We start from the raw sequence: 11,748 nt of genomic DNA on the forward strand, positions 1-11,748 counted from the left end.
ATGGTGTGTCCGTGCGGTTACGGGGTTACTCGGCTGGCCGTCCGCCTTGATAGCGTCCGGCCATGGACGATGAGCAGCAGGACCTTGCGAGATCGCTCGGAGCATCCATCCGCGCGGCCCGCAAAGCGGCCGGGCTCACGCTGACGCAACTGGCCGGGCAGGCCGGGGTGTCCCAGCCCTTCCTCAGCCAGGCCGAGAACGGCAACGTGACGCCCAGCATCATCAACCTGCACCGGATCGCGCAGGTCCTGGGTACCACGGCCCACCAGTTGCTCGAAGAGGGAACCCGCGCTCCCGCGAGAGTCGTGCGCGCTGGCGAAGGGCGCTCGTACCCCCTCGGGCGCGGTGCCATGGTCCGCTTCTGCGTCGGCGGCAACCGCCTCATGGACTGCAACGAGGTCACGGCGAGTCCTGGCAGCGCTGCAGAGTCCGCCACCACTCACGCAGGAGAGGAGTTCGTCTACGTCATCGACGGGACGATACGCCTGGTCATCGGCGGCACCTCGCACCTGCTGCATGCGGGTGACACCGCCTATTACGCCGCCACGGAGTCCCACCAGTGGTTCAACGACAGCGACGCCCCGGCCAGGTTCCTGTTCATCAGTTCTCCGCCCGGCTTCTGAACCCGCCCGAGGCCGGGACCGCCCCCGGTCAGGCCGGTCACAGGAGCTTTTTTACTCATGTTGCTCCTGCCCCTCACTATCTGGGCTGCTTCCTCCGGGACTCAACCGTCCCAGTATCAGGCTGTCCAGTTCAGCGGGGGAACCTCAGTCAGCACCTACGACAACCCGAGTCCAACCGCAGCAGCTCCACTGTCCGCAAGCGGGAGACGCGCCAAAGCCCTGTTTGTGTATGTTGCCGTGGCGTGCCGAACGAAGCGAGCGACCCCTGGTGAGGTTTGCTGTTCGGCCCAAACCAGCCGGAGACGGGCCGGGGTCACCCCGTTGACCTGGACCACCCTGATCCCGGACGGCAACGGGCCGAACCGCAGCATCTCCCGAGGCAGGAACGCGATGCCGTTGCCCAGGCGTACCTGAATGAGGAGTTGCAGGACATCGGTGACCTCGGGCGCGGCGATCGGTGCGCCGTCCAGCCAGTAGGCGCGTTCGGTGTCGCTGCTGCTGGAGAAGCTGATCACGGCGTCGGGCAGCAAATCGGCACGGTCGACGACCTCGCGGCCCGCGAGCCGGTGCGCAGCGGGGAGCAGGGCGACGCGTTCGTCGACAGCAAGCACCTCGCTGTCCAGGCCGCGGTCGTCGAAGTCGCCGCTGACGAGGGCGAGGTCGGTCACCCCGGAGCGCAGGTTCTCCAGCTGGGTCCGCCAGTCCGCCATCACCACCTCCGTACGCAGCCGAGGGTCTGCGGCGTGGTAGCCGCGGATCATTTGGTCCAGGGCATCCAGGTCGCAGCCGCGAGCGCTGATACGCAGCGGGGGTGTGTCACCGCCGACCTCGCGGGCCTGCCTTACCGCGTCCGACACGTGTCTGGTGATGGCCCGAGCGTGGTCGGCCAGCACTGCGCCCGCCGGGGTCAGGGCGCTCCCACGGGGCAGCCGTACGAGCAAGGCAACCCCGACGGCTCGTTCCAGCGTGGCGATGGCGCGCGACAGCGCAGGCTGCGTCATCGTGAGGCGTTCGGCGGCGCGAGTGATGCCGCCTTCGTCGGCGACGGCCACAAGATAGTGCAGCTGGCGTATGTCGACCTCTGCCATGTCGTCAGTGTGCCATGCCGATCCGGCATCGCGGCCCATGCCCGGATTTGGATACCTCGACAGACACGGCCCGTGCAGGATTACCTGCCATGACTGTGGTGTTCGTTCATGGCGTCCCGGAGACGCCGGCCCTCTGGGACAGTGTCCGCCGCCTTATTCCGCAGGAGAGTGTGGCACTGCGCCTGCCGGGGTTTGGCTCTGCCCGGCCGCCGCATCTGACTGACAAGGACGGCTACGCCGACTGGTTGGCCGGCGAACTGCTGGCGATCGGAGAGCCGGTTGATCTTGTCGGCCACGACTGGGGAGGCCACCTGGCCATGCGTGTCGTGTCGGCCTACGCGGACGTGCCGGTCCGCAGTTGGGTGTCTGACGTCGTGTATGGCTGGCATCCCGACTACCAGTGGCACGCGGCAGCGACATTGTGGAACAAGAGCCCGGAAGGCGAGGAATCTCTATCGGCGATCCGCGCGGCGGTGCCGGGTAGCGGTGGCACTTTCGGCGATGTGCTGCGCACGCGCGGTATGACGGCGGATTTCGCTGCCGAAGTCGACGCCGCACACGATGAGACGATGAGCGCCGCCATACTCGCGCTGTACCGCTCGGCCTGGCCGAATTTTCACATTGACTGGGGCACGGCGGTGACCGGACCGATCGACACGCCGGGACTTGTCTTGATGCCAACGGGCGACGACCTGGAGGGCGTCACCCAGGACGCGGAGTTGGTAGTCGCCCAAAACGTGGAGTTGGCGCGAAGGTTCGGCGCTCAGCTGGCGCGGCTTGACGGGCTGAGCCACTATTGGATGCTGCAAGAACCCGAGCGAGCGGCGAAGACTCTGCAGGAGTTCTGGGCGGAGTTGCCCCGATAGGCCCCGTGCGGTCGGGCTGACGCGTGGGGCGACCCGACCGCGGAATGGGCAGCAGGGCCACATCGGGGGGAGTGGCGCGGAAGTGCCGCGGCAGCATGTCGGTGTGGCTCGCCATTCCCTTGGGGCTCAGCCCGGCCAGGGCCGCCGCGGCCTCGGCTGGGCTCAGGCCGGTGTGCGAGGCCACCTCTGCGGCCGAGGCTTGGCTGACGGCCATCAGATGCCGTTAGACGGACTCTTCGGCGTCCGACACCCCTGCAGCTCCCCAGGGGCATGGCACCTCCGCGCGGACGTGCCATGCCCCTGATCCTTACACGCAATTGAGTCCCCATTCGAACCGGATCCCACTCATTGAGCGGATGGCGCAGGTCGTATGCGGTGGAAGGTGCCGGGGTCTGATGCCCCGGACTGTCACCGGGAACGACCGCCGGCACCTGTCTTCCGATCCCACCGAACCGCTTATGCCGGGTCCCCGGGGTCCGCCTTGAGCAGCAGCCTGTGCAAGGTCGCCAGTTCGTCCGGCGTCAGTGCGCCGAGAGTGTGCTGCATGACGCGTTCGACGACCTTGCTCCCTTCGAGTCGTAGCCGTTCTCCTTCCTCGGTGAGGCGGTGTCGGACGGCGCGGCCCGGCGCGGAGACCCGCTCGATGAGCCCTCGGCCGATCATCCGGCCCGCCAGCGTGCCGATCGACTGGTCCGTCTGGAACGTCAGCACCGCGAGCGCATGCAGGGACGCGTCCGGTTGGGCGTGCAGATGCCTCAGCACATCCCGCTGTGGCAGGGACAGGCCGAGCTCGCCCAAACCGGTGTTGGCCGCGCGATGGTGGTGCCATTGCAGTCGTTTGACCGCCAGTCCGACGTCCTGCAATGTCACGGCAGTCATGGTGATGCCCTTCAATCTCAGTATCCTTAGCTACACGTCCTCATCCTGTGAGGAGCGGTGACTTGGCACCTCTGTGAGCTGCGGTCACCGCCGATGGCAGTGGGGGTGGCGACTTGCTGCCCGTGGTCTGCGGCAGTGGGTATGTCTTCGCTTTGACGGGCGTGGTTGACGGGCGGGCATATTGAGTGGGCGGATGTGGGCGGTGTGACCGCTGATTCGTTGGCCGATGGCCAGTTGGTGTCGATCAGCTATCTGTCCTGGGTTGTCACCGTTTTGTGGCGTGTCTGCTGGTGCGGGCGTATTGGCAGGGGTGCCGCTGCGCCCGTGGGTCTCACGGAACTGTGACTTCGATCCCGGGCAGGACTATGCGCACGTCGAGTTCCGGTGCGATGCGGGCGACGGTGTCGGCGTAGTGGCGGGGATCGTGGTCGGTCTTGGTGATGATCTGGTCACCGAGTCGGCCGCTGTGGAAGGCGTAGTGCTGGGGGACGGCGAGTGTCGGCTTGAGAACGGCCGTCAGGTTGGCGGCCTGTTCGGCGTTCATGACCATTTGCTGGTGGTTCAGCGGCCTGACGCACAGGCCGTTGATCGGCAGGAGGGCCAGGTCGATGTGGCCGAATCGTTCCGGAATGGTGTCGAGTTCCGGTACCCGGAGCGAGTCGCCTCCGAAGAAGACCGTACGTCCGCCGGCCTGGAGGATGAAGGTGACCTCGTGGACGCCGTGCTGGCCTGGCGTTGCGGTCACGGAGAGGTCCTTGACGGTGGTTGATTCCCACGCCTCGATGGTCCGGACGTCGCGAAAGCCCTTACTGTGTGCGATGGATGTCACCGTACCGGGCCCGATCAGAGGTGTGTCGAGATCGAAGCCTCCGGCGACGAGGGCGTCCAGGTCGCAGTGGTCGTAGTGCTCATGGCTGATGGCGACGGCATCGATGCGGCCGAGTTCCTCGACGGCCAGATGGGTCGGTTCGCCGGGATAGTAGGTCGCGGTCTGGGTGAACCAAGGGTCGGTCAGTACACGGATCTCACCGAACTCGATCAGCTGGCAGGCGTGATCGATGCGGGTCACCTTCAGTGGGGTCTTCATGTGAGTCTCCTTGCCTAAGTGTTGTCCGTGAATGATCTTCAGCGTGGTCAGGGTGCGGCCGGCCGATGCGAGGGCCTGGCGTCTATTCGGCGAGGTTGAGGTTGTGCAGACGGGCGATGCCGAGCATCGCGTGATGGACGCTGTTGCCCTTGAGGCGGCAATCCCGCAGGGTCTTCCAGCACTTCATACGGGCGAAGACGTGCTCGACGCGGGCGCGGACCTGTTTGTGGGAGGTGTTGTGGGCCTCCTGCCAGTCGGTCAGTTCTTCGCTTTTGCGGCGTCGGTGCGGCATCAGCAGGCCGGTGCCGGACAGCCGCCGTCCGCGGTGGTCATCGTCTTGCCGACGGCATCCTTCGCGCCGGATTCCTCCCACGCCTTGCAGTCGTTGCGGTTACCGGGCGGCGGCCGGCCGACGACCACGACGAGCCGGGTGTCGGCATCGGTGCCGACCTGGTGGTTCGTGGAGTAGCGGTAGTTCTTTGACCGCTCGGCGACCGCGTGGTCGCGGGTGGGAAACAGGGTGCCGTCCACGATCAGCACGGTGTCCTGCGCGAACCGCTGGCGCGGCTGGAGTGCGAGCTTCGGCCCGAGATGGTCGATGATCCGGTCGGCGGCCGACTTCGAGACGCCGAAGAGCGGGGCGAGCTGGCGCAGCGTCAGGTTCGTGCGCCAGTACGCCGCGACCAGCAGTACCCGGTCCTCCAACGGCAGGCTCCACGGCCGTCAGCGCCGCAGCTCGTCCGTGATCTCACGCCGCACCACGGTCATCAACTTCCCGAAGCGGCGCGGGCTCGGCCCGGGGAACGGGGCTGTCCAGGACGGCTCCGAGGCCGTGATCACACCAGCCAAACCAAGATCATCCCGCCTGTGACCAGGCGCTACGGGACAACCCATAGGGGTGTGCGGGGGTGGTTGTTACCGGTCGCCGATGTCGAGCAGTGCGCCGAGCAGTTCTTCGGGTGTCTCGATTTGCGGCATGTGGCCTGCGCGGGGCAGTGGGGTGAATGCCGCGATCGGGAGTGCTCGCGCGTATGCCCTGCCGTATTCGGTGGTGACGATTCGGTCGCTTTCTCCCCACACGACATGGAAGGGGATGTGTATGTCGGCGAGTCGTTTGGCGAGTGTCGGGTCGGACATGGTGAGGCCGGTGTAGCTGACGAGCGCGGCGACGTCTGGTCCTGGTCCCTTGCCGCCGGTGTGTGTCGGGGTGGGTGCCCTGCGGGGGTCGTGGAAGGAGCGGGTGTGCAGTTCGGTGGGGGTCAGGCCCCTGAGGTCCGCCATCGGGCTGCCGTCGACTTCGATGCCGATTCCGTTGATGATCACTCCGCCGCTGACGCGGGGGCTGCCCTGGAGGGCGATCTCCGCGGCCAGCCATCCGCCGAAGGAGTTGCCGATCACGGTGACGTCGCTGACGTCGAGTGTGTCGAGCATCGCGATGTATGCCTTCGCGAGGTCGGTGACGCTGGTGAGTGCGGTGTTCCTCGGGGTGCCGTCGAAGCCGGGGTGCGTGGGCAGGAAGACGCGGGAATGAGTGCGCTCGGCCAGCAGGTCGGCGAATCCTGCCATGGTCGCCGGGCCGCCCCCGCCGTGGAGCAGCAGGTACGGGCGGGTGCGGTCGCGGTCTTGGACGGTCACGTCCACCGGGCCGAGGGAACTCACGTGGACGGTGGCGGTTTCGGTGCGGGTGGGGCGCAGGCTGCCGGCTGCGATCGGTTTGCTCATCGCTTCCCTCTTCTCCAAGGCTTGAGGCTTATGTAAGGAACCTAGATCAGGTTGCTTATATAAGCAACCTGATCCGGCCCCGGTTCTGTGAAGGAAGCGTGTAGCCCGTCCGGACGTCGAATGCCTATTTGGGCCGTTATAGAAGCTTTAAGGTCTATGTCATCAGAGGGCTGGAAGCGGTGCTGCAGATCGCCTCCGTGAAGCCGCGCGGGTCGCGGCCCGCGCCGATGAGCTCCAAGCGCTGCGCGAGCTCGGCACCCTGGAGCAGTCCGAGCGCCGCGACGGGGACGGAGCCGTCCGTGACGAACTCACCCGGCGAGCCGGCGGGTACGTCCAGGCCGACGTCGACGCCTGGCTCGCCACGCCCTCGCCGCGCACCTCGGGCACTACCGCGACCCGGCCGCCCGCGAGGAAGCCGCCGGCCTTCTCACCCTGCCGGTCCTCGCGCACGCCGCGCTGCTCACCGAACTCGCCGCCTGCTCCCCGGCGTCGACGTCGAGCAGCTGGCGTTCACGGCCCGGCTCGCCACCGCCGAACCCGAAGCAGCCGGTGACCTCGCCGTGTTCCTCGCTCGCGTCCGCCCGTAACGCAGTATTCGCACGACCCAGTCGGCTCACGGATGCTGCACGGCTGGGGAGCCGTGCAGCATCAAGGAAGTCTCTGGGAAGGCAGCACATCGGGTGTCGCGTACGTCAGGCCGGGACGAGCACCTAGTCACCCAACGTACACAAGGTGTGGTCCGCCGGAGGAGTTTGCGGGCCACGGACAACGGTGCCCGGCTGCCGCCGCATGGCCCCTTCCTTGGACCTTCCTGCCGAAGTGCTCTCGACGGTCGTTGCGGACGGCAGACGAGACCTTCGAGACCCGGTCCGGAATCGCCTGGTCGAGAATCCACTCGCAACACGAACCGCATCCGCGCCCTCGCCGGCCCCGCGAGCCCGGCCGGGGGGCGGCGCCGGACACCCTGGCCGGACGTAGGCGTACCGGCCTCGCAGCGTCCAGTTCAGACGGATGAGGAGGATATCAACGCACGTGGCAGTGCCTCTCTTGCGGCACTGCGCCTCGGCCATCACAGCCGCGAGGTCCTCGCGTGACGGGAAGATGCAGACACAGTGCTTGCGGGCGCCTCGCTCGCGGTGGCGCCGGGTGTGCCGGCCGAGGAAAACAAGGCCCTCGTCAATGTAGGTGACCGACATCTTCTCTGGTGACAGGCGCAGACCCATCGAGGAGAGAACCTGGGCGACCTCTTCCTCGAGCACCTCCGCGTCGACCTTGGTGCCCGACACCACCAGACACCGGTCGTCCGCTTATGCCGTGCGCCAGGTAATACCGACTGCAGCGGCGACGGCCTGTCATGAACCGTTGTCAGCGCACAATGTTACTTGTTGGTACCGGGAGCCCCGCGCGGCGATCCGCTGCAGTAGCGAGCGCAGCGACTTCATCTCGGCGAGGGAAAAGTCGGCCAATAGTTCGGCTTCGGCGATCACGGTCGCTTTGCGCAACTCGCGCAGCCGGGCAGTACCGGCAGGCGTCGCTCGGATGAGCTTGCTGCGACGGTCGCTGGGATCCGGCACCCGCTCGACCAGACCGGCAGTCTCAAGGTCGTCGATCAGGTAGACCATCACGGTCCGGTCGAGACCAAGACACCTGGCCAACTCCGCTTGATTGCGCGGCGTCGGGTCGGCCGCTTCACACAACGCCTGGAAGCCGCGCGGCCCGTGCGGTAGATCGCCCACGGCCTCGCGCATCACGCTCAGATGGATCCGAAAGCTCTCGCCCAGTAGCCAGGTCAGGGGTTCGTCGAAGTCCTCAGGCGCACCTTGAGCTGTTGATTCCGGCATGACCTCAGCCTATCGCAACACGAGAGCTTGACAATAGTCTGACTCGCAGACATTCTTGATCCACAACGAGTTGTAAGTCAGATTGTCTAAGGAGCAACCAATGGCGCGTCTGCTGTACGTCGATTCCTCGGTGTTCACGGAGGAATCCGTGTCGAAGGAGATCGCCAAGAACTTCCTCGATGTCTGGACCCAGGAGCACCCGGGGGGCGAGGTCGTCCACCGCGACCTGGGCTCCAACCCGGTCCTTCCGGTGAGCCGGTCTGCGGTGCTGGCCGAGTTCACACCCGCCGACAACCGCACCCCGGAGCAGAAGGAAGCGGCAGAGAAGCGCTACGAGCTGATGAACGAGGTGCTCGAGGCGGACGCCTTCCTTTTCGCGGTGCCGATGTACAACTGGGGGGTGCCAGGGTCATTCAAGGACTGGGTCGACCAGGTCCTGGTGACCGGCAAGACCTTCGGCCTTGACCCGCTGCCGCTCGTCGGCCGCCCCGCGACCGCGGTGCTGACCTATGGCGGTGGCTACTTCCCCGGCGCCCCGAACGAGGGTTGGGACCACGTACAGCCGTACCTGGAGACACTGCTGGTCAAGGCCCTCGGTCTTGACGTGCGTTTCGTCGTGGTCCAGCTCACCGGCGTCGAACGCATGGGTTTGGTCGATCTGATCCCGCAGGCCAAGGAGTTCCGCGCCAAGGGCCGCCAGGACGCCGCGGCCCACGCCAAGGAGATCGCCGCACGCTTCGAGGAGGCCGCGGCCTGATCCCGGGGATCCGGCGTGGTGGGCGGCATCGGCGCCGCCTCACCGCCCACCATGCTGCTCACCCGTCCGAGTCTTCGCGATGCTCCCGGGACTCCCTCGCCACTCATGCGTCGCAGGCATGGGCAAACGCGTACTGCGACCGCCGAGATCATCGCTGCCGGCCGACAGGCGGCGCCCCAAAGCCCGGTAGCGTTCTGCCCATGAGGTGACATGAAGGGCAGGGCCGCGGAGGCCAAGTGGTGGGGCCGGTGCCTGGCCGCCGAGAAGGCGACGAGGACGTTCTCCGGATCCTCCGGCGCGTCATCCGGCGGCGCGGCCGGCGGGTGCTTCCTCGAAGTCGACGGCGTGGATGACGCCCGGCCGGGACCGCGGCCGCCGTCCAGCTTCTGCAGGACCCAGCCCGACGGCCGGCGCTCCGCGAGCATCTGCTGCTCGGTCGCCGGCTGCGGCAGTCCGGTCGCGGGGACGTCGTCGTACGAGACTCCGGGTACGGGAAGACGGGCTCCACCTGGCCAGGGCGTGTTCTGCCGGGCCGGGACGGCCGCCTTGTACAGCCAGGCGCCCGGGACCTGCTGGCGCTCCTGCTCCGACCAGCCCAGCGGGTCCGGGTAGGCACGGGAGGTGGCAAGCCAGTAGCCCTCGGAACGCTGCCAGGCCTCCATCGGTTCGACGGAGTACGGCAGCCGCTTGTACAGGGCGGTGAGGCCGGCCCGCACCTGGTTGAGTTCCTGCCGTGCTGCGATGTGGTGGCCGGGGAAGTCGTACGTGGTCGCCACGGCCCCAACAGCGGTTCGACCCGGAGACCGCGCTGCCCATACGACGCGGCGGCACTCCGCCCGGCTCAGGGCTGGTCAGGCGGGGCGTCCTGCAGTTACCAGCCGTGGGCGGCCATGCACTCCTTCGTCCACTCCATCAGATGCGATCTGAGGAGTGCCCGTGGCGGTCGCGTTCCCACTGTTCGACCCTGTCGGGCGGTGCTCCAGGCCGCGGTTTTCTCGGCGGGGTGATGGCTTGCCCGCGGTGGTCACGGCTCAGGCCGAGGTAGCCGTCGTCCAGGAGGACCTCGACGTCGGGGAAGTACTGGAAGCAGATGGCGATGCCCTCGGTGCGGGCGGCTGTGGCGTCAGTGCATACGACCAGGCCGCAGGGTGTCGGTCCATAACGTGCGAGCCCGCCAGTCGGCGATGACGGTGGCCTTCATGGTGTTCTGTCTTCTTCCCGGAGACGAATGCGCGCCGTCCGCCGCGGCCGGCCGGTGGCCGGCGGACCTGGATCTCGGTGGCGCCCAGCCGCAGTTCGATGCGCTCGGCCTGGGCATGGGCGAACACGTCAGCCAGCGTTCGTAATCGCCGGCCGGGGCGGTCGGGGACCGCGCACCCCCGCTCGGCCAGGAGCGTGCGTACCTCACCGATCGCACGGGTGACAGTGGAGCGGTCGACGCCGAACAGCAGGCCCAGCACCGAGTGCGGCAGGTCGTGCCGCAGATGGATCCGCGTGGCCACCAGCCAGTCGACGAAGACCAGCCGGTGACGGGCGCCAGCTCCCGCGGCCCGCTTCCGGACCCCGCCGCGTGCAGCATGGCGACGACCCTCAACCCCGGCCTGCCAGGGCTCCGCCAACTCCTCCACCAGGAGCGCGAGATGACGCCCCGAGATCCCGGTGAACAGCCGATGCGCCAGCACTGCCCGATTGACCATGATCACCACAGACGGGATCATGCCACCGGCCAGGCACAACGCCTCCCCCGCTGTCACGCACCAACTCGTAAGCGCTGGCCACCGGCCGATCACCACAACGAGCGTGACTCGGCCAAGGGTTGGACCAACAGCCAGGGTGCCCGGTTTGGGAGTCGCTTCTCAGTGATCGTGTGGGTGCCGGGTCTGAAACAGCACCGACCGGGGCTGCCTGCGTCCCCGTCTTCTTGTCCTCACGTCTGCGGCACGTATGAGGGGCACCTTCGGTCCAGCCTCGTGGCATGTCGTCGTGTCGCACGGCTCGGCGTGCTCGCACGGTCCATCGATTAGGCTGATGCCCAGCTCAAGTCGCTTCCTGTGGCTGCTGTACGACAGAAGGTGCCCATCGGATGTCAGAAGAACGCGAGACTGCGTCGCCCCATGTCATCACATCCGTCGTGAAGTCGCTGACCTTGCTTCAGGTGTTCTCCGACGACATTCCGCGGGTGACGGTTTCTCGTGCGGCAGAGCTGACCGGCATGACCCGACCGAGCGCCCGGCGGATCCTGCTCACCTTCGTCGACCAGGGGTTCATGTACACGGACGGGCGTGAGTACTGGTTGAGCCCGAAGGTGATGCGGCTCGGGTTCGGATACTTGTCGACCTTGCCGTTCTGGGAGACGGCGCAACCGCATCTGCGGGAGCTGGCCACCACCCTGCAGGAGTCGTGTTCGCTCGCCACTTTGGACGGCGATGAGGTGGTCTACGTGATTCGAGTTCCCGTCCGGGAAGGACTCCTCGCCCTCAACGTGGGCTCGCGGCTGCCCGCCCACGCCACGTCCCTGGGCAAGGCCTTGCTCGCAACCAGTCGCCCGGAGACCGTCGAGCGGTTCCTGGCGTCCGGGCCGTTTCCCGCGCTCACCGAGAACACCATCACCGAAGCGAGTGAGATGGACGCGGAGTTCACGCGAATCCGCCGGCGTGGTTACGCGACGGCGAACGGTGAGCGGGAGCTGGGGGTCCGCTCGGCAGCGGCGCCGGTCCTCGGCGCCGACGGCTATTCGGTCGCGGCGATCAACGTCACGGCCAACTCCGTACGGGTGTCGCAGCAGACGCTGGTGGAGAAATACGCACCGGCGGTCGTCAGAACCGCCGGTGCGATCTCGGCAACGCTCGGCTACCGTGCGGATCCCACCCCGTAGCCGACGGCTG

Annotated in this window: 9 protein-coding genes and 3 pseudogenes; 4 read left to right on the forward strand and 8 right to left on the reverse strand. The window is 67.2% G+C overall.

Translation table 11 applies throughout. The features are described from left to right. Nucleotides 1-62 precede the first annotated feature (62 nt). Nucleotides 63-623, forward strand: a complete 561-nt coding sequence (locus tag M2163_RS04250) for an XRE family transcriptional regulator (protein WP_280854420.1) — start codon at nucleotides 63-65, stop codon at nucleotides 621-623. Between the two features lie 155 nt (nucleotides 624-778). Here M2163_RS04250 and M2163_RS04255 read toward each other — a convergent pair whose 3' ends face one another. Next, a complete protein-coding gene (locus M2163_RS04255; RefSeq protein WP_280893100.1) occupies nucleotides 779-1,750 on the reverse strand; it encodes a LysR family transcriptional regulator in 972 nt (323 codons plus the stop codon). Between the two features lie 50 nt (nucleotides 1,751-1,800). Between M2163_RS04255 and M2163_RS04260 the strand changes: the two genes are divergently transcribed. Then, a complete protein-coding gene (locus M2163_RS04260; RefSeq protein WP_280854418.1) occupies nucleotides 1,801-2,577 on the forward strand; it encodes an alpha/beta hydrolase in 777 nt (258 codons plus the stop codon). Nucleotides 2,578-3,033: 456 nt separating this feature from the next. On the opposite strand, the gene M2163_RS04265 is transcribed toward M2163_RS04260, so the two are convergent. The 5 genes and pseudogenes from M2163_RS04265 to M2163_RS04285 all read right to left on the reverse strand — a co-directional run bounded on the left by M2163_RS04265 (nucleotide 3,034) and on the right by M2163_RS04285 (nucleotide 8,106). After that, nucleotides 3,034-3,456: a MarR family winged helix-turn-helix transcriptional regulator gene (locus M2163_RS04265; RefSeq protein WP_280854417.1), complete on the reverse strand. Its 423-nt coding sequence runs from the start codon at nucleotides 3,454-3,456 to the stop codon at nucleotides 3,034-3,036. Nucleotides 3,457-3,787: 331 nt separating this feature from the next. Continuing rightward, complete coding sequence (locus tag M2163_RS04270) at nucleotides 3,788-4,543, reverse strand: MBL fold metallo-hydrolase (RefSeq protein ID WP_280854416.1); 756 nt, start codon at nucleotides 4,541-4,543, stop codon at nucleotides 3,788-3,790. 82 nt (nucleotides 4,544-4,625) lie between these two features. Further along, nucleotides 4,626-5,392: pseudogene (locus M2163_RS04275) on the reverse strand (transposase). 66 nt (nucleotides 5,393-5,458) lie between these two features. Further along, nucleotides 5,459-6,265: an alpha/beta hydrolase gene (locus M2163_RS04280; RefSeq protein ID WP_280854415.1), complete on the reverse strand. Its 807-nt coding sequence runs from the start codon at nucleotides 6,263-6,265 to the stop codon at nucleotides 5,459-5,461. Nucleotides 6,266-7,617: 1,352 nt separating this feature from the next. After that, on the reverse strand, nucleotides 7,618-8,106 hold the full coding sequence (locus tag M2163_RS04285) for a MarR family transcriptional regulator (RefSeq protein WP_280854414.1): 489 nt from the start codon (nucleotides 8,104-8,106) through the stop codon (nucleotides 7,618-7,620). 100 nt (nucleotides 8,107-8,206) lie between these two features. Between M2163_RS04285 and M2163_RS04290 the strand changes: the two genes are divergently transcribed. Further along, the gene (locus M2163_RS04290; protein WP_280854413.1) at nucleotides 8,207-8,863 is read left to right on the forward strand and encodes an NAD(P)H-dependent oxidoreductase; all 657 of its coding nucleotides are present in this window, start codon (nucleotides 8,207-8,209) and stop codon (nucleotides 8,861-8,863) included. Between the two features lie 566 nt (nucleotides 8,864-9,429). Here the strand turns inward: M2163_RS04290 and M2163_RS46560 are convergent. Then, nucleotides 9,430-9,639 (reverse strand): annotated as a pseudogene (locus tag M2163_RS46560) (nucleic acid-binding protein); the annotation flags it as partial. A 139-nt stretch (nucleotides 9,640-9,778) separates the two neighbouring features. Beyond that, nucleotides 9,779-10,560: pseudogene (locus M2163_RS04295) on the reverse strand (transposase family protein); the annotation flags it as partial. Nucleotides 10,561-10,946: 386 nt separating this feature from the next. Here M2163_RS04295 and M2163_RS04300 point away from each other — a divergent pair. Then, entirely contained in the window at nucleotides 10,947-11,738 is a 792-nt protein-coding gene (locus M2163_RS04300; protein WP_280854412.1) for an IclR family transcriptional regulator C-terminal domain-containing protein, read from the forward strand. The last annotated feature ends 10 nt before the right edge of the window (nucleotides 11,739-11,748 follow it).

This window comes from Streptomyces sp. SAI-135 (assembly GCF_029893805.1).
Lineage (GTDB): Bacteria > Actinomycetota > Actinomycetes > Streptomycetales > Streptomycetaceae > Streptomyces.